Origin of the sequence: Bradyrhizobium hipponense (genome assembly GCF_008123965.1) — a bacterium.
GTDB classification, from domain to species: Bacteria; Pseudomonadota; Alphaproteobacteria; order Rhizobiales; family Xanthobacteraceae; genus Bradyrhizobium; species Bradyrhizobium hipponense.
The window spans coordinates 1-16,976 of the sequence record NZ_VSTH01000188.1 but is presented as its reverse complement, the minus strand read 5'-3'; the positions used below and the strand labels follow the sequence as shown (position 1 = coordinate 16,976).

Sequence of the window (16,976 nt, the reverse complement as noted above, 5' to 3'; positions counted from 1 at the left end):
GCACGATGCGGCGACATCGGTAGTGGGCTCCCTCCCCCGCACGCGGGAGAGGGAGCCCACTACCGATGTCGCCGCATCGTGCAGTTCGAGTTTAAGCGGCGCGGATTGCGTCGAGGATTCCGACCTCGAGCTTGAGACGGCTGCTCTCTCCGGACAGCGATTTCACGGACGCGAGCACGTTGAAGGACGCCGATCCGGTCTGGCTCGCGCCGCGGCAACACCGTAGTTCCGCGGGGTGTTGCCAGGCTCCCGAGCCGGTGGAGGTTCCTTTGCGATGGCGGGTGCGACAGAATTCGCCGGCAATTGCCGGCAAAATGCCTATATCAACGCTTGGTCGGGCCATCAGGCCACACTCACTTACCTCGGAACGTCAATGCTCTCCGTCGAACTCGTCATCGTCGTCGTCCTGATCGTCATCAATGGCCTGCTGTCCATGTCCGAGCTGGCCGTGGTGTCGTCGCGCCCGGCCCGGCTCTCGATGCTCGCCGCCAAGGGCGTGCGGGGCGCCGAGCGGGCTCTGACGCTGGCCTCGGACCCCGGCAAGTTCCTTTCGACGGTGCAGATCGGGATCACGCTGGTCGGCGTGCTGTCGGGCGCGTTCTCGGGCGCGACGCTCGGGCAGCGGCTGACCCAATGGCTGGTCGAGCTCGGGCTGTCGGCGGGCATCGCCGACATCGTCGGCGTCGGCCTCGTGGTCACGCTCATCACCTACGCCACCCTGATCGTCGGCGAGCTCGTGCCGAAACAGGTGGCGCTGCGCGATCCCGAGAGCATTGCGGTCAAGGTCGCGCCCGCGCTGCACTGGCTGGCAAGGATATCGCTGCCGCTCGTCTTTCTGCTCGACATCTCGGGCAAGCTGATCCTCACGCTGCTCGGCCGCGGCGGCAAGGCCGAGGAGAAGGTGTCGGAGGACGAAATCCACCACCTCGTCCACGAAGCCGAGAGCGCCGGCGTGCTGGAGCCCGGCGAGAAGGAGATGATCGCCGGCGTGATGCGGCTCGGCGACCGGCCGGTCGGCGCGGTGATGACGCCGCGCACTGAGGTCGACGAGATCGACCTGAACGATCCGCCCGAGACGATCCGAGAGATTATCGCAAGGAGTCCGCACTCGCGCTTTCCCGCTTCGGATGGCGATCGCGACACGCCGATCGGCGTGCTCCAGGCCAAGGACCTGCTGGTCGCCTTCATGAGCGAACGCACGCCGGATCTGCGAGCACTGGTCCGCGAGGCGCCGGGCATTCCCGCGTCAGCGGATGCCCGCGACGTGCTGGCGATCCTGAGATCTGCACCGGTTCACGTCGGTCTTGTCTATGACGAGTATGGCGCGTTCGAAGGCGTGGTCACCGCGGCCGATATCCTGGAGTCGATCGTCGGCGCGTTCCATTCCGAAGAGGGGCCGCCGGAGCCGGCTTACGTCAAGCGTGCGGATGACTCGCTGCTGGTCGCCGGCTGGATGCCGGTCGACGAGTTCGGCGACCTGCTCGGCATCGAGCTGCCGCCGCACCGCTACAACACGGTGGCGGGCCTCGTGCTGCAACAGTTCAATGTGCTGCCCAATGTCGGCGATGCCTTCGACTTCGGCGGATGGCATATCGAGGTGGTCGATCTCGATGGCCGGAGGATCGACAAGATCCTGGCGACAAGGAGCGGAGAGCAAGCAGCGGCGTGAGCCACAATCTCAGCTGTCGTCCCGGACAAGCGCGCCCAAAGCGCGCGCCGATCCGGGACCCATACTCGTAGCGAACGGTTTGGCGAAGGCTCGCCGTTCGGTACTGCTGTCAACCGCGAAGGATAGATCACGCGGTATGGATCCCGGATCTGCGCTGACGCTTGTCCGGGACGACAGCGGCGATTGGTTGCGCGCGCTCAGGCTAACTCGACACTCACCCAAACCGCACCCCAATCCGCTTTTCCTTGCGCCAGACCACGGTGCAAGCCAAATGCGTTCCGTCGGCCTGCATGACCAGGGTGAAGTGCTCGGGGATGCCGACCGGGCTCGTGACGTCGAGCGCCGCGCCGGTGTCCGAAAAATTGCGCACCGTGCAGTCGATCGCGCCCCCGCCGAACTCGATCGTTCCGGCCTTCAGCACGCGATACCTGGATTTGTTGCGTCGTTCGTCCATGGGGGCAAACCTACACCCAAAGTTGAATCAAACGTTTAGCACCAACCTTGTTCGCGATCAATTTACGAGGCAGGACGGCGCACTCCCAACGCATAGCCACACTCACGGCGCCGGCTGGAACGTCTCCGCCCGCGCCATCCGCCAGGCGTCGCGGAAGCGCGGGTCTTCGGTGCCTTCGAGCAGCTCGCCCGGGCGCAGCGACGGATAGAGCTGTGCGAAGGATTTCACCTCGGTCGTCGAGTTGCGCTGGCTGAAGTGGATCGGGCGCAGCTGCTGCGGATGTTCGAGACCGGCCGCGGCGATCAGCTCGGCCAGCGAGTGCAGCGTGGCATGGTGGTAGTTGTGCACGCGGTCGATCTTGAGCGGCACGTAGAGCGCACGGGCCCGCGTGGGATCCTGCGTTGCGACCCCGGTCGGGCAGCGGTCGGTGTGGCAGCTCAGCGACTGGATGCAGCCCAGCGAGAACATGAAGCCGCGCGCCGAATTGCACCAGTCGGCGCCGATCGCCATCGCGCGCGCCATGTCGAAGGCGGTCGCGATCTTGCCGGACGCGCCGAGCTTGATGCGGTCGCGCGCATTGATACCGATCAGCGCATTGTGGACGAAATTGACGCCCTCGCGCATCGGCATGCCCAGATGGTCCATGAACTCCAGCGGCGCGGCGCCGGTGCCGCCCTCATTGCCGTCCACGACGATGAAGTCCGGATAGATGCCGGTCTCGATCATCGCCTTGCAGATTGCCAGGAATTCCCAGGGGTGGCCGATGCAGAGCTTGAAGCCGGCGGGCTTGCCGCCGGAAAGCCTGCGCATTTCGGCGACGAACTGCATCATGCCGATCGGGGTGGAGAAGGCGCGATGCGAGGCCGGCGAGATGCAGTCCTCGCCCATCGCAACGCCGCGGATCTTGGAAATCTCTTCCGAGACCTTCGCCGCCGGCAGCACGCCGCCGTGGCCAGGCTTGGCGCCCTGGCTGATCTTGAGCTCGACCATCTTGATCTGGTCTGCGCTGGCGACCCGCGCGAACGCCTCCGGATCGAACGTGCCGTCGTGATGACGGCAGCCGAAATAGCCGGAGCCGATCTCCCAGATAATGTCGCCGCCCATCTCTGCGTGATAGGGGCTGAAGCCGCCCTCGCCGGTATCGTGCGCAAATCCGCCCATCTTCGCGCCGGCATTCAGCGCGCGCACCGCGTTCGGGCTGAGCGCGCCAAAGCTCATTGCGGAGATGTTGAACACCGAAGCCGAATATGGCTTCTTGCAGTCGGGGCCGCCGACGACGACGCGGAATTTCTCCTCGGCACGCGTCTTCGGCGAGACCGAGTGATGCATCCACTCATAGCCCTCGCGATAGACGTCCTCCTGGGTACCGAACGGACGCTTGTCCAGCTGCATCTTGGCGCGCTGATAGACCACAGCGCGGATGTCGCGCGAGAACGGCATGCCGTCCTTCTCGCTCTCGAAGAAGTACTGCCGCATCTCGGGGCGAATTTCTTCGAGCAGGAAGCGAATGTGCGCCGAGATCGGGTAGTTGCGCAGGACCGCGTGGCCCTTCTGCATGAGATCGCGGATGCCGAGCAGCGTCAGCGCACCGAAGATCACGATCGGTATCAGCAGGATGTCGAAGATCTTGCGATCGGCGAGGCCGATGCCGATCAGTAACGCGGTTAACACCGCGCAGATCGTCAGAACGATGAAGCGCGGCGAGAATGGAAGCAGCAAGGTTTCCATGACCCCCTCTTCGAGGGGCCCACGGCTCGATTTTGGCGCTTTGCTATTTTCGTCGGCCACGATCACATCCTCTCATCGGAATGACGGGGTATGATACGCCCGCGTCCGTCTTACGGATATGACGGGGCTTGCGTTACAGGCTAGCGAATTCGGCCGAAGCAAATCAATCAGCCCGCTGGGTAGTTTTTGCAGTGCAGCAGAGCGGGTGGGATGGGGGATACCGAAGGGGCTGCAAGCTCAGCCGTCGTCCCGGGCAAGCGTAAGCGCAGACCCGGGACTCGTAACCACAGGAAGAAGTTGCAGCACGAAGTTGGTGGCTACCAATCTTCGCCGAACCACGTCCTGTGAGTATGGGTCCCGGATCGGCGCGCGCTTTGGGCGCGCTTGTCCGGGACGACGGCTGAGTTGATGGCTACAGCCCTGGACGACAGGTGATTTAGTGACTGCGAGCGGCGATCACCGCTCGACGAACGCCTTCTCGATCACGAAATGGCCGGGGGTATTGCCCGAGCCTTCGGCAAAGCCGCGGCCCTCGAACATGACGCGCAGCTCTTCCAGCATCGCCGGGCTGCCGCACATCATGATGCGATCGGTTTCGATATCGAGTGGAGACTGGCCGATGTCGTTGAAGATCTGCTCGGAGCTGATCAGGTCGGTAATGCGGCCGCGGTTCTTGAACGGCTCGCGGGTTACGGTCGGGTAATAGACCAGCTTCTCCGACAGCAGCGGCCCGAACAGCTCGTCCTCGCGCAAATTCGCGACGAGCTGCTCGCCATAGGCGAGCTCGGAGACCTGGCGACAGCCATGGACCAGCACGATGCTCTCGAACTGGTCGTAGACTTCCGGGTCCTTGATCAGGCTGGCGAACGGCGCGAGCCCTGTGCCGGTCGAAAGCAGCATGAGCCGCTTGCCGGGAATGAGATTGTCGGCGATGAGCGTGCCGGTCGCCTTGCGGCCGACCAGGATGGTGTCGCCTTGCTTGATCTTCTGCAGGCGCGAGGTGAGCGGGCCGTCCTGGACCTTGATCGAGAAGAACTCGAGCTCTTCCTCGTGATTGGCGCTCGCCATGCTGTAGGCGCGCAGCAGCGGACGGCCCTCGACCTCGAGGCCGATCATCGCGAACTGCCCGTTCTGGAAACGGAAGCCGGAATCGCGGGTGGCACGGAAGCTGAATAGCGTGTCGGTCCAGTGCTGGACGGAAAGAACCTTCTCTCGGTAAAACGCGCTCATGATTTTCGATATTCCGAATATTTGCGGTTTTGAACAAAAGCGTTGCACGGCCCCTGAAGCGAGGCGAACACCACTTGCCATGGCGGAGGATTTCTCGGGTGTGATCTACGCCATTGAGGCCAATAATCAACCTCGTTTCGGATGCAATTGACGCCGATCAGACCGGCTTTTGCGCGGAATTGGTCGCGCCGTTAACGAATTTGCTGCGCATCGGCCGCGAGGGGCAATTTCTTTTCCCTGTGAGGCCCGTTTCCAGCACTTAATTTCCGGCGCGCTCGCGAGAATTTCATTAAGAATAGCTCTGATTTTCGGCCGAGCTTCGTGCTCTTTCCGTATTTTTGCTGCCTTCGACAGGTGGAACGGTCCAAGACATGGTCCAGCACATGGCAAGCGGCGAACGCACCTTCGTCCAGGCGATCCGACACTATTGTGCACGTCATGGCATCGCGGTGGACCTCCGCTCCGGCGGCTGGCTGATTGCGATGCGCCGGGGCGAGACACGCCAGTTCGCGTTCGGCTACGACATCGGCCTCAACAGCGCGATCGCGCACCGCCTCGCCAACGACAAATCGGCGACGGCCGAGGTGCTGGCGCTGGAGAATGTGCCCTGCATTCCCCATCATCTCTTCCTCAACCCGAGCCTGGGCGCGCACGTTGCCGGCTCGACCTGGCATGAGGCGATGCTGGATCTGCTCGCGCAGAATCCGCAAGGCGTCGTGGTCAAGCCCAATGAGGGAACGTCAGGACGCGCGGTGTTCAAGGCGACGACCCGCGATGAGCTCGACCGCGCCGTGAGCGAGGTGTTTTCATCGAGCCTCGGTCTCGTGATCGCACCCTATGTCGAGATCGAGCAGGAGGTCCGCGTGATCCTGCTCGATGGCAAGCCGATGGTCGTCTACCGCAAGCAGCGCTCCTCGGTGGTCGGCGACGGCGTACGCAAATTGGCCGAATTGGCGGCTGCGGCGGGACAGGACAGGCAGCTCCGCGAGCTCGACGCGCGCGAGGTGAACGCCATTGTGCCCAAGGGTGAGCGCCGTATCCTGAACTGGCGACACAATCTCGATGCCGGCGCGCAGCCGGTGCACATAGAGGGCGGTGAAGCCTACGTTGCTTGCGCAAACCTCGCGATCGACGCCGCCAATGCCATCGGCATCGTCTTCGCATCGATCGATGTGATCCGTGTCGACGGCGCTTGGAAGGTGCTCGAGATCAATTCGGGCGTGATGATGGAAGCGCTGGGGAAGCTGCATCCGGAGCTGGTGCAAGCGACGTACGATGCCGCACTGGATCGGCTGTTTGGCGAAGAGCGCTGAACGCTGCGATCCCTTCTCCCCTTGTGGGAGAAGGTGGCTTCGCGGAACGCGAAGCCGGATGAGGGGTCTCTCTCCGCGCACGAGACTCTCGCAGCGAGACTCGCCGACGCAACCCCTCATCCGGCGCCGTAGCCGACGCTACGCGTCGGCGTTCTTAAGAACGGCGGCCGCAGGCCGCCTATGCCACCTTCTCCCACAAGGGGAGAAGGAAGTAAGCCCTAATTATTCGCGCTGGCTGAATCGTCCATTGCCTTGAAGGCTTCCTCGAGTTGCAGCGAGATCGGCACGTTCAGCCGCTCGCCTGTGGGGAGCCTTGCGGTGAACCATTTGTTGTAGAGCGGGACGAGGTCGTGGTTGGAGCCGAGCTTGCGGAAGGTGCGTTCGACCACGGCCGTCAGTTGCGGCTCGCCCTTGCGAAACATGATGCCGTAGGGGTCGTAGGACAGGAGATCGCCGGTGACGCGGAACTTGTCCTGGGCCTTATGCCGCACGATCAGGCTCGACAGCAGGATGTCGTCGGTCGCGAACGCATCGGCCTTGCCGTCCACGACCATTTGGAACGACTGCTCATGATCGGCGCCGACGACGATGTTCAGCCCCAGCGAGGACTTCCTGTCGGCCGCCCGTATCGCCTGCTCGTTGGTGGTGCCCTTCGTCACCACGATGGTCTTGCCCTTCAGATCGGCGAGCGACTGAACGCTCGACGTCTTCGGCACCATCAGCTTGGTGCCGGCGACAAACATCAGGGGTGAGAAGGCGACGCGCTTGGCACGCTCGGCATTGGCGGTTGTCGAGCCGCATTCCAGATCGATCTTGTTCTGGAGCACGGCGTCGATGCGGTCGTCAGAGGTGACCTTGACGTAGGCGATCTTCAGATTGGGATCGTCGACCTCGACGCCGATCTCCTCGACGATGGCCTCGCAGAGCTCGAGGCTATAGCCGATCGGGCGACCCGCCTGATCGAGGAAGGAGAACGGCGGAGAGCTCTCGCGATAGCCGAGCCGCACCGTATGCGCATTCTTGATGGCAGATAGCGTCGGGCTAAGCCCTTCGCTGCCGCCGGTCTGGGCCGAGGCGCCGGTTGCCAGCATGCATGCTGCGAGCAACAGACCGCCCGAAATCGTCGCGAAAGGGCGCATCTCGCACTCCCTTCAATGGCCAGCCATCGCAGGTACTTCGCCGGGCACCATGTCGTCGGGCACGGCGTCGCTCGGTCCCATTGCGTGCTCGGGTCCGAGCTCGCCTTCCCACTTCGCCACGACCGAGGTCGCCAGCGTGTTGCCGATCACGTTGGTGGCGCTGCGGCCCATGTCGAGGAAGGTATCGATGCCCATGATCATCAGCAGCCCCGCCTCGGGGATGCCGAACTGAGACAGTGTCGAGGCGATCACGACGAGGGAGGCGCGCGGCACGCCCGCGACGCCCTTCGAGGTGATCATCAGCGTAGCGAGCATCGCAAGCTGGGTGCCGAGCGGCATGTCGATGTGGTAGCTCTGCGCGATGAAGATACTGGCGAAGGTGCAGTACATCATCGTGCCGTCGAGATTGAAGGAATAGCCGAGCGGCAGCACGAAGCTCGAGATCCGCGACGAGGCGCCGAAGCGGTTAAGCCCCTCCAGCGTCTTCGGATAGGCTGCTTCCGAGCTCGCAGTGGAGAACGCGATCATCAGCGGCTCGCGAATCAGCTTCAGCAGATGGGCGTAGCGCGGCCCGATCACGATGAAGCCGACGACCACCAGGATGGCCCACAGGATCGCCAGCGAGAGATAGAAGCCGCCCATGAAGACGATGAGCTTCCAGAGCACCAACAGGCCGTTCTTGGCCACCGTCGCCGTGATGGCGGCCCAGACCGCGAACGGCGCGAACAGCATCACATAGCCCGTGACCTTGAGCATGATGTGGCCGATATCGTCGATCAGCGCCAGGATCGGCTTGGAGCGCTCGGGCATCGAACCCATCGCCACCGAGAAGAACACGGCAAAGATCACGATCTGCAAGATCTCGTTCTGCGCCATCGCGTCCGCGATCGAGGTCGGGATCAGATGGGTGAGGAATTTCTCGATCGAGAAGGCGGAGACCGGCAGGCCGGTCGACTGCGCCTTGTCCGGCAGCGTGCCGGGGAAGTTGGCGCCGGGCTGAAGCAGGTTGACCATCACGAGGCCGAGCATCAGCGAGACAAAGGAGGCGCTGACGAACCAGCCCATGGTCTTGGCGAAGATGCGGCCGAGCTTGGAGCCCGAGCCCATATGGGCAATGCCGCCGACGAGCGTAGCGAACACCAGTGGCGCGATGATCATCTTGATCAGGCGCAGGAAGATCACGGCGATCAGGTTGATGGAGGAGGCCCAGTCGGCGCGCGTGTCGGGCAGGAAGTTATAGATCGCCGCGCCCATGATGATGCCCAGCACCATCGCCGCCAAGATGTATTGCGTAAACCTGTTCGACATTTGAGGACCCCACGACACCGGCGCTTCATGATGTCGCAGATACGAAAGTGACGCAACACGCTTTGCGTGTGGTCGCGTTGGCCGGATGTTCCCGTTGTGAAACAGACGCCAGCGATCTAGCCTTCATGCAGCGCACAACGAATGCGGCCTGCACGTTTTCTTTGCGGCGGCTGCATCAATAATCGTCAAAACCAATCAAAGGGGAAATGTCATGAGCGGCAGCACCAATCGCCAGATCCTTCTGGTGGAAAAGCCCAGCGGCAAGCTCGGTCCTGAGCATTTCAAGATGATCGATGGCGCGATGCCGGAGCCGAAGGACGGTGAGGCCTTGCTGCGCGTGCGTTACATTTCGCTCGACGCCGCCAACCGCGCCTGGATGCACGGCGCGACCTATCGTTCGGCCGTCGAAGCCAACAGCGTGATGGCCGGCGGCGCTATCGCTGAAGTCGTCAGCTCGAAAGCACCGGGGCTGGCAGCAGGTGACATCGTGTTCGGCGACACTGGCTGGCAGGACTATGCCGCGGTGCCTGCAAAGCATTTGAACAAGATGCCGAGGCTTGAGCCGATGACGCACCTGCTCAGCGTGTTCGGCATCGCCGGTCTCACCGCCTATTTCGGCCTGCTGGAGATCGGCAAGCCCAAAGAGGGCGAGACGGTCGTGGTCTCCGCCGCCGCAGGCTCGGTCGGCTCGATCGTCGGACAGATCGCCAGGATCAAGGGATGTCGCGTGATCGGCATTGCCGGCGGCGCCGACAAATGCAACTGGCTGACCTCCGAGCTCGGCTTCGATGCCGCCGTCGACTACAAGGACGGCGCGGTGTTCAAGGCGTTGCGTGCCGCCGCGCCAAAAGGCATCGACGTCTATTTCGATAATGTCGGCGGCGACATTCTCGAAGCCTGCCTGCCGCAGATGAACAATTACGGCCGTATCGCCTGTTGCGGCGCGATCTCGCAATATGACGGCGCGCCCGCCGCGCACGGCCCGCGCGGCGTGCCCGGGCTGATCGTGGTGAAGCGGCTGGTGATGCAAGGCTTCATCGTGATGGACTACATGAAGGAGAGCCAGCGCGCGCTCGCCGAGCTCCAGGCCTGGGTCAAGTCCGGCAAGCTGAAGGTGCAGGAGGACATCATCGATGGGCTCGAGAACACGCCGAAGGCGCTGATCGGATTGCTCGCGGGCGAGAACCGCGGCAAGCGCATGGTCAAGCTGTAACGACGCACGTCGCATTTGCGTCGGCATAATTGACTTGCGGTAGAGGCCAAAGCGGCCAAAGATACCGCGCGCGAGGCATCACTCGCGACGATTGCCCTTGCATCACATTTCATAATCGTCAGGGTTACCGACAGGGCGGGAATACAGTCAGATGTTCAACACGTTGAAGCATGCCTCAACGCGCAAGGCGTTGCTGGCGGCAATGATCTTCGCAAGTGCAGCACCGGCCCTCGCACAAGCCCCGACCGATGCGCAGAAAAGCGCGATCCGTTCGGCATGCCGCTCGGACTTCATGGCGCACTGCTCAAGCGTAACCCCCGGCGGGGTGGAAGCGTACCAATGCCTGCAGAAGAACATGTCCAGCCTCGCGCCAGGATGCCAAGCCGCGGTCCGCGCGGTTGAGCCCGCAGCGGCTCCGAAGACCGAAGCCGCTCCCGCCGTGTCCAAGCCCGAGGCACAAAAAACCGAAGCACCCAAGACCGAAGCTGCCCCCAAGGCGGAGTCGGCGCCTGCAGTGCCGAAGGCTGACTCTGCCCCCGCGGCGAAGCCGGCCGCCGCACCGGCGCCGAAGGCTGCTGCCGCCAAGCAGCCGAGCAGCGCACAGGTTGCAGCGGTCAAGAGCGCGTGCCGCGCCGATTATCCCAAGGTGTGCGCCAGCGTGCCGCCGGGCGGCGCCCCCGCGCTCGAATGCCTGGAGAAGAACAAGGCCAAGGTGTCGCCCGCCTGCGAGAAGGCCATAAGCGCCGCGGCGGGTAGCGGTGGCGCAACGACAGCGCCTGCGGGCGCGGCTCCTGCGGCGGCAGCTCCGGCGGCCGCGCCGGCCGCGATCGTTCTGCGCCCGCTGCGGCCCCGCGAAGAACTGTTCATCGTCCGATCGGCCTGCGGCGCCGATATCCGTAACCTGTGCGCCGGCGTGGCGCCTGGCGGCGGCCGTATCGTGCAGTGCATTGCGAGCAATGCAGGCTCGCTGTCGCCCGCCTGCAAGGACGTGCTCGCACCGTTCGCGGCGCGATAGTATCGCTGTGCAAGCCCGCGCATGAACAAACTGGTGGCGCGCGACACAACATCGTGCGCCGGCAACGACGCTACAAGATTTGCCGATATCCGATTTCGATCACGAAAGACCGGGAGGAAGACATGCGTGCATTCCTACTCACTGCCTCTGCGCTCTTGCCTTCGCGGCAACCATGACCTTCGCAGCCTCCGATGCCAACGCGGTGGTCTGCGCCCGCGGCGTCTATCGCGCCGGCTGCGCCGGGCCGAATGCCGCCGTCGTGGTTCGCAAGCCAGTTCCGGTCGTCCGCTGCACCAGGGTGCTGGTGAACGGGGTCTATGTGAAGCGCTGCGTCTGACAGGCCGGATGGCCAAGCCAGCGCGGTTTGGCTATGGTTCGCACCTGATGGTTTCGGACACGCGCAAAACGCGTGTTCCGGAGCGAGCTTCAGCGTGCCACGCGCTGGCGATAATTCCGCTGGCGCCGGACGTCGGAGCACATTAGTCTACCCTTAGATAGTAAGTATACTGTCAATCAGGGAGGCAGACGTTGCGGATCGCCGTGATCGGCGGGGGGCCCGGTGGGCTCTACTTCGCCTATCTCTGGAAGAAGCGTCACCCCGAGGATCAAGTCGACCTGTTCGAACAGAACCCGGCCGACGCGACCTGGGGCTTTGGCGTCGTGTTCTCCGACCAGGCGCTGGAATTCCTGCGCGCCGACGACCCCGAGACGGTCGATGCGATCGCGCCGCATATGGAGAGCTGGCAGAACATCACGCTGAACCTGCACGGCGACAGCGTCGCCATCGACGGCGTAGGCTTCTCCTCGATCGGCCGGCTCGAGCTGTTGAAGTTCCTGCAGCAGCGCGCGATCGATGCCGGCGTCACGCCGCGCTTCGACACGCAGATCGATGCCATCGACCAGCTCAACGGCCATGATCTGGTCGTCGCCGCCGACGGCCTGAACTCGCTGGTGCGCCGCGCCTATGAGGGCGATTTCGGCACCTCGCTGTCCTACTCCTCCAACAAGTTCGTCTGGTACGGCACCTCGAAGCGCTTCGACACGCTGTCGCAGACCTTCGTGAAGACCGATCGCGGCGCCTTCAACGCCCATCACTACCGCTACTCGCCGACCATGAGCACGTTCCTGGTCGAGTGCGACCACGCGACCTGGCAAGCCTATGGCTTCGCCTACAAGGACGTCGAGCAGTCCAAGGGCGTCTGCGAGGAGGTGTTCGCCGACACGCTCGGCGGCCACTGCCTGGTCTCCAACAAATCGGTCTGGCGCAATTTTCCCTGGGTCTGGAACGAGCACTGGTCGTTCAAGAACATCGTGCTGATCGGCGACGCCCTGCACTCGGCGCATTTTTCGATCGGCTCGGGAACCCGGCTCGCGATCGAGGACGCCATCGCGCTGGTCAAGGCGCTGGAATCGGATGCACATCTGGCGACCGCGTTGCATCGCTACCAGGCCGCACGCAAGCCCGTGCTGCAGAAGCTCGTCAACGCCGCGCGCACCTCGGCCTTCTGGTACGAGCATTTTCCCGAACATATGAAGCTCGACCTGATGGACTTTGCCTACAGCTACATCACCCGCTCCGGGCGCATCGACGATGCCCGGCTGCGGGCGATGTCGCCGGCCTTCATGGCGCGCTACGAGGCCGCGAAGAACGGCGGAGGCGCGGCATGAGCAACGAAATTCGCGACCAGGTGCCGGCCGACAGCCCGGGCGGGCGCGAGATCGGCTTTGCCGTTCCGCAAACCTACAATGCCAGCCGCGTGCTGTTCGACAATCTCGCAAGAGGACACGGCGACAAGCTCGCGCTGATCGGGCCCGCGGGCACACGCAGCTATGCCGAGCTCTGCGCGGAAGCCGGGCGATGGGGCAACGGCTTCGCCTCGCTCGGACTCGAGCGCGGCGATCGCGTGCTGCTGTTCCTCGACGACACGCCGGCCTATCCGGCCGCGTTCTTCGGCGCGGTCCGTGCCGGCTTCGTGCCGCTGCTGATCAATACGCTGACGCCGCCGGACCTGTTGCAATTCTATCTTGCCGATTCCGGCGCGAGTGTCGCAGTCGCCGAGTCCGAGTTCTGCGCGCGCTTCAACGCGGAGGCCTGCAAGGACACTGGCCTGCGCACGCTGATCGTCGTCAACGGCGAGGTACGCGATCACGCGGCATCCGAGGCGATCCCGGCGGCCGGCTGGCTCGCACGGTTTCCGGCCGCGCTGGCGGAAGCCGACACCGACCGCAACGAGATGGCGTTCTGGATGTATTCGTCGGGCTCGACCGGCCGGCCCAAGGGCATCGTGCATCTCCAGCACGACATGGCCTATAGCGAGGCGGCCTTCGCGCAGAATGTGTTGAAGCTGACGCCGGACGATATCTGCTTCTCAGTACCGAAAATCTTCTTCGCCTATGGTTTTGGCAACTCCGTCACGTTCCCGTTCTCGGCCGGTGCCGCGACGCTGCTGCTGCCGGGCCAGCCCAAGCCCGCAGCGATCTTTGCTGCGATCGAACAGTACAAGCCGACGGTCTTCTTCGGGCTGCCGACGCTCTATACCTCGCTGACCAAGGCCGAAGGCGCGGACAAGACCGACTTCTCGTCGCTACGCATGGCGCTTTCCGCGGCCGAGGTGCTCTCGGCCGACGTCTTCAATGGCTGGAAGCAGCTCACCGGCCTCGAGATCGTCGAGGGGCTCGGCTCGACCGAGGTGCTGCACATCTATCTCTCCAACCGCCCCGATCAGAAGAAGCTCGGCGCTGCCGGCCTGCGCGTGCCCGGCTACGAGGTCGCGCTTCGCGACAAGGACGGGCGCGAGGTCGGCGACGACGAGGAAGGCATCTTGTGGGTGCGCGGCGATTCCAACACGCCGCTGTACTGGAACCGGCCAGACAAATCCGCCGAGACCATCCGCGAGGAGGGCTGGATCTACACCGGCGACCGCTTCGTGCGCGATGCCGACGGCTTCCACTTCTTCCGCGGTCGCGCCGATGATCTCATCAAGATCTCCGGCCAATGGGTCTATCCGCTCGAGGTCGAGCTGTGTCTCGCCGACCATCCCGACATCCGCGAATGCGCGGTCTTCGCCGCCGAGCTGCCGGACCGCCGCATGACGCTGAAGGCGGTGGTGGTGATGAACAACCGGACTGTCGATCAGAGCGAAGCGACGCGCCGGCTCCAGGACTACGTGAAGGGCAAGCTCTTGCCCTACAAATATCCGCGCGAGGTGATCTTCATCGAGGAGCTGCCGAAGACCGGCACGGGGAAGATCGATCGGCAGGCGCTGTTGCGGATGTGAGGCAAGGACGTGGCTCTATATTCGATGTCGTCCCGGACAAGCGCGCCTCAAGCGCGCACCGATCCGGGACCCATAGCCACAGGGCCAGGTTAGGCGCGAAGGTGCAACTCCGAATTCCCGTAACCACGGCTTCCTGTGGTTATGGGTCCCGGATCTGCGCTTCGCTTGTCCGGGACGACAGCGGAGAATGAGGTGCCAGCGCAAACCTCACTCATCTCTCACCCCGCCTTGCCCAGATGCTCCAGCACATCCTCCGCTCGCAGCGGCACGCGTGAGGCTTCGTTGTTGAGATCGACAAGTTGCGCCAGCAGCGTCATCAGCGTCTTGCGGTCGGCCGGCTTGAGCGGCTCCATCATGCGTGCCTGGGCGCGCTCGACGGCCGGGACGATCTCGCGCAGGATCGCGGCACCGGGTTTCGTCAGATAGAGCAGCTTGATCCGCTTGTCCTCGGGCGCAGGCTTGCGTTCGATGTAGTCCTTGGCCTGAAGCCGCTCGATCACGCTGCCGAGCGTGGAGCGGTCGAAGGCGATCACTGCCGACAGCCGCGTCGCGTCGATGCCGGGATGGGTGTGGATCGCGATCAGCGCGGCATATTGCACCGGGGTCAGGTCGAACGCCTTGCACTCCTCCATGAAGATCGAGACCGCGATCTGCTGCATGCGCCGGAACAGATAGCCCGGCGCGGCGTAGACCGCGTCCATGGTGATGGCAGGCTTACTCGGCATCGGGCTGGTTCTCCGGCGCGGCGTTCGCGAACGCCGGCAGCGCCTTCGCCGCGGCTTCCGCCTTGAGCAGGCGCGGATAGGCGGCGACGTCGACGCCGAAGCGACGGGCATTGGCGAGCTGCGGCACCAGGCAGAGATCGGCGAGCGTCGGCGCATCGCCGAAGCAGAACGGACCCGGCTCGTCCTTGATCAGCGTCTCGCAGGCCGACAGCCCCTCGCGATTGACCCACGCCGCCCATTCCTGAACCTTTTCCTCGGCAAGACCGAGCTCGCGCAGGCGCGCCAGCACTTTCAGGTTCTGCACGGGGTGGGTGTCGCAGGCGATCGCCAGCGCAAACGCTCTCACCTTGGCGCGGCGCAGCGGATCCTTCGGCAGCAGCGGCGGGTTGGGGTGGATTTCATCGAGCCATTCGATGATGGCGACAGACTGGGTCAGCACCGCTCCCGCATCGTCCTCCAAAGCCGGCACCAGACCCTGCGGATTGATCGCGAGATAGGCCGGCGCGCATTGCTCGCCCTTGCGCAGATGATGCGGCAAATGCTCCGCGCCGAGGCCCTTCACATTCAGCGCAATCCGCACCCGGTAGGCGGCGCTGGAGCGGAAATAGCCGTGCAGCTTCATCGGAACCCTCCTCTCATTCTTGTTCGCCACGTTGACGCTACCTAGATCATCAGTATACTGTCAATCAACAAAACGAGCGGGAGCCGCACCATGGAAGCCGTGACCAAGACGCCGGAACGCGAGGCGTTTTACCAGAAGATCGACGGCGAAAATCTCACCGCGCTGTGGACGGTCATGAGCGACCTGATCACGCCGGAGCCGAAGAGCGCCTGCCGGCCTCACTTATGGAAATTCGACGTCATCCGCAACTACATGACCGAAGCCGGCAAGCTGATCACGGCCAAGGAAGCCGAGCGGCGCGTGCTGGTGCTGGAAAATCCCGGCCTACGCGGCCAGTCCAAGATCACGACCTCGCTCTATGCCGGCGTGCAGATGGTGGTGCCGGGCGACGTCGCGCCGGCCCATCGCCACAGCCAGTCGGCGCTGCGCTTCGTGCTCGAGGGCAAGGGCGCCCACACCGCGGTCGACGGCGAGCGCACCGCGATGGAACAAGGTGACTTCATCATCACACCGTCGATGACCTGGCACGATCACTCCAACGAGACCGACCAGCCGATGTTCTGGCTCGACGGGCTCGACATTCCGCTGGTGCAGTTCTTCGACTGCTCGTTTGCCGAAGGCGCGAAGGAAGACCAGCAGGCAATTACCAAGCCGGCCGGCGACAGCTTTGCGCGCTATGGCCACAACCTGCTACCGGTCGACGTGAAGCGAAGCTCGAAGACATCGCCGATCTTCAGCTATCCCTATGCCTACACCCGGGAAGCGCTGGAGAAAGCCAAGACGCGCGAGGAGTGGGATGCCTGCCATGGCTTGAAGCTGAAATTCAGCAACCCCGAGACCGGCGACTTCGCGATGCCGACCATCGGCACTTTTATCCAATTGCTGCCCAAGGGCTTCAAGACCGCGCGTTATCGCGCGACCGACGCGACGGTGTTCTGTCCGATCGAAGGTCATGGCCGCACGCGAATCGGCGAGGCGACCTTCGAATGGGGCCCGCGCGATCTGTTCGTGGTGCCGAGCTGGCAGTGGGTCACGCACGAAGCCGATTCCGACGCCGTGCTGTTCAGCTTCTCGGATCGCCCGGTGCAGCAAAAGCTCGACCTGTTCCGCGAAGATCGCGGGAATGCGTGAGGCTGGCCAATAGCCAAGCATTCAGTGTCGTCCCGGCGAAGGCCGGGACCCATACCGCGTGATCTATCAAGGAAGGGCGGTGTTCGTACCGACGAACGAGCAAACTAAGAGCCTTCGCCAAACTTCTCCCTGGGGTTATGGGTCCCGGCCT

General features: G+C 63.7%; 15 protein-coding genes. 8 read left to right on the top strand and 7 right to left on the bottom strand.

Annotated elements, in window-relative coordinates; all coding sequences use genetic code 11:
* Positions 1-373: 373 nt before the first annotated feature.
* Positions 374-1,669: a hemolysin family protein gene (locus FXV83_RS38695; RefSeq protein ID WP_148745232.1), complete on the top strand. Its 1,296-nt coding sequence runs from the start codon at positions 374-376 to the stop codon at positions 1,667-1,669.
* Positions 1,670-1,883: 214 nt separating this feature from the next.
* On the opposite strand, the gene FXV83_RS38690 is transcribed toward FXV83_RS38695, so the two are convergent.
* The 3 genes from FXV83_RS38690 to FXV83_RS38680 form a co-directional block, all read right to left on the bottom strand.
* Positions 1,884-2,123, bottom strand: a complete 240-nt coding sequence (locus FXV83_RS38690) for a PilZ domain-containing protein (RefSeq protein WP_148745230.1) — start codon at positions 2,121-2,123, stop codon at positions 1,884-1,886.
* 102 nt (positions 2,124-2,225) lie between these two features.
* Positions 2,226-3,851 carry an FMN-binding glutamate synthase family protein gene (locus FXV83_RS38685; protein WP_148745228.1) on the bottom strand — a complete coding sequence of 542 codons (1,626 nt, stop codon included), beginning with the start codon at positions 3,849-3,851 and terminating at the stop codon, positions 2,226-2,228.
* A gap of 456 nt (positions 3,852-4,307) precedes the next feature.
* Positions 4,308-5,081: a ferredoxin--NADP reductase gene (locus FXV83_RS38680; RefSeq protein ID WP_148745226.1), complete on the bottom strand. Its 774-nt coding sequence runs from the start codon at positions 5,079-5,081 to the stop codon at positions 4,308-4,310.
* Between the two features lie 383 nt (positions 5,082-5,464).
* Here FXV83_RS38680 and FXV83_RS38675 point away from each other — a divergent pair, with 383 nt between their 5' ends.
* A complete protein-coding gene (locus tag FXV83_RS38675; RefSeq protein WP_148745238.1) occupies positions 5,465-6,394 on the top strand; it encodes an ATP-grasp domain-containing protein in 930 nt (309 codons plus the stop codon).
* A gap of 218 nt (positions 6,395-6,612) precedes the next feature.
* On the opposite strand, the gene FXV83_RS38670 is transcribed toward FXV83_RS38675, so the two are convergent.
* Both FXV83_RS38670 and FXV83_RS38665 read right to left on the bottom strand, forming a co-directional pair.
* Entirely contained in the window at positions 6,613-7,533 is a 921-nt protein-coding gene (locus tag FXV83_RS38670; RefSeq protein WP_148745224.1) for an amino acid ABC transporter substrate-binding protein, read from the bottom strand.
* A gap of 12 nt (positions 7,534-7,545) precedes the next feature.
* Positions 7,546-8,841 carry a dicarboxylate/amino acid:cation symporter gene (locus FXV83_RS38665; RefSeq protein WP_148745222.1) on the bottom strand — a complete coding sequence of 432 codons (1,296 nt, stop codon included), beginning with the start codon at positions 8,839-8,841 and terminating at the stop codon, positions 7,546-7,548.
* 211 nt (positions 8,842-9,052) lie between these two features.
* On the opposite strand from FXV83_RS38665, the gene FXV83_RS38660 reads away from it, so the two are divergent.
* From FXV83_RS38660 to FXV83_RS38645, 5 genes are all read left to right on the top strand, one after another.
* Positions 9,053-10,054: an NADP-dependent oxidoreductase gene (locus tag FXV83_RS38660; RefSeq protein WP_148745220.1), complete on the top strand. Its 1,002-nt coding sequence runs from the start codon at positions 9,053-9,055 to the stop codon at positions 10,052-10,054.
* Positions 10,055-10,205: 151 nt separating this feature from the next.
* A complete protein-coding gene (locus FXV83_RS38655) occupies positions 10,206-11,069 on the top strand; it encodes a cysteine rich repeat-containing protein (protein ID WP_148745218.1) in 864 nt (287 codons plus the stop codon).
* 172 nt (positions 11,070-11,241) lie between these two features.
* Positions 11,242-11,406, top strand: a complete 165-nt coding sequence (locus tag FXV83_RS43295; protein ID WP_187436462.1) for a hypothetical protein — start codon at positions 11,242-11,244, stop codon at positions 11,404-11,406.
* A gap of 191 nt (positions 11,407-11,597) precedes the next feature.
* On the top strand, positions 11,598-12,737 hold the full coding sequence (locus FXV83_RS38650; protein WP_187436461.1) for an FAD-dependent monooxygenase: 1,140 nt from the start codon (positions 11,598-11,600) through the stop codon (positions 12,735-12,737).
* Entirely contained in the window at positions 12,734-14,347 is a 1,614-nt protein-coding gene (locus FXV83_RS38645; RefSeq protein WP_148745216.1) for a benzoate-CoA ligase family protein, read from the top strand. Before FXV83_RS38650 ends, FXV83_RS38645 begins: the two co-directional genes overlap by 4 nt.
* Before the next feature lie 218 nt (positions 14,348-14,565).
* Here the strand turns inward: FXV83_RS38645 and FXV83_RS38635 are convergent, their stop codons facing one another.
* Positions 14,566-15,072, bottom strand: a complete 507-nt coding sequence (locus tag FXV83_RS38635; RefSeq protein WP_148745214.1) for a MarR family winged helix-turn-helix transcriptional regulator — start codon at positions 15,070-15,072, stop codon at positions 14,566-14,568.
* The gene (gene maiA, locus FXV83_RS38630) at positions 15,062-15,694 is read right to left on the bottom strand and encodes a maleylacetoacetate isomerase (RefSeq protein WP_148745212.1); all 633 of its coding nucleotides are present in this window, start codon (positions 15,692-15,694) and stop codon (positions 15,062-15,064) included. The genes FXV83_RS38635 and maiA overlap by 11 nt, the downstream gene beginning before the upstream one ends.
* A gap of 90 nt (positions 15,695-15,784) precedes the next feature.
* On the opposite strand from maiA, the gene gtdA reads away from it, so the two are divergent.
* The gene (gtdA, locus tag FXV83_RS38625) at positions 15,785-16,825 is read left to right on the top strand and encodes a gentisate 1,2-dioxygenase (protein WP_148745210.1); all 1,041 of its coding nucleotides are present in this window, start codon (positions 15,785-15,787) and stop codon (positions 16,823-16,825) included.
* The last annotated feature ends 151 nt before the right edge of the window (positions 16,826-16,976 follow it).

What these genes read in the sequence shown, in the direction of transcription:
- FXV83_RS38645 (WP_148745216.1), top strand. Translation starts at nt 12,734, where the DNA reads ATGAGCAACGAAATTCGCGACCAGGTGCCGGCCGACAGCCCGGGCGGG.
- FXV83_RS38690 (WP_148745230.1), bottom strand. Translation starts at nt 2,123, where the DNA reads ATGGACGAACGACGCAACAAATCCAGGTATCGCGTGCTGAAGGCCGGA.
- gtdA (WP_148745210.1), top strand. Translation starts at nt 15,785, where the DNA reads ATGGAAGCCGTGACCAAGACGCCGGAACGCGAGGCGTTTTACCAGAAG.
- FXV83_RS38680 (WP_148745226.1), bottom strand. Translation starts at nt 5,081, where the DNA reads ATGAGCGCGTTTTACCGAGAGAAGGTTCTTTCCGTCCAGCACTGGACC.
- FXV83_RS38695 (WP_148745232.1), top strand. Translation starts at nt 374, where the DNA reads ATGCTCTCCGTCGAACTCGTCATCGTCGTCGTCCTGATCGTCATCAAT.
- FXV83_RS38675 (WP_148745238.1), top strand. Translation starts at nt 5,465, where the DNA reads ATGGCAAGCGGCGAACGCACCTTCGTCCAGGCGATCCGACACTATTGT.
- FXV83_RS38685 (WP_148745228.1), bottom strand. Translation starts at nt 3,851, where the DNA reads ATGGAAACCTTGCTGCTTCCATTCTCGCCGCGCTTCATCGTTCTGACG.
- maiA (WP_148745212.1), bottom strand. Translation starts at nt 15,694, where the DNA reads ATGAAGCTGCACGGCTATTTCCGCTCCAGCGCCGCCTACCGGGTGCGG.
- FXV83_RS38635 (WP_148745214.1), bottom strand. Translation starts at nt 15,072, where the DNA reads ATGCCGAGTAAGCCTGCCATCACCATGGACGCGGTCTACGCCGCGCCG.
- FXV83_RS38670 (WP_148745224.1), bottom strand. Translation starts at nt 7,533, where the DNA reads ATGCGCCCTTTCGCGACGATTTCGGGCGGTCTGTTGCTCGCAGCATGC.
- FXV83_RS43295 (WP_187436462.1), top strand. Translation starts at nt 11,242, where the DNA reads ATGACCTTCGCAGCCTCCGATGCCAACGCGGTGGTCTGCGCCCGCGGC.
- FXV83_RS38660 (WP_148745220.1), top strand. Translation starts at nt 9,053, where the DNA reads ATGAGCGGCAGCACCAATCGCCAGATCCTTCTGGTGGAAAAGCCCAGC.
- FXV83_RS38655 (WP_148745218.1), top strand. Translation starts at nt 10,206, where the DNA reads ATGTTCAACACGTTGAAGCATGCCTCAACGCGCAAGGCGTTGCTGGCG.
- FXV83_RS38665 (WP_148745222.1), bottom strand. Translation starts at nt 8,841, where the DNA reads ATGTCGAACAGGTTTACGCAATACATCTTGGCGGCGATGGTGCTGGGC.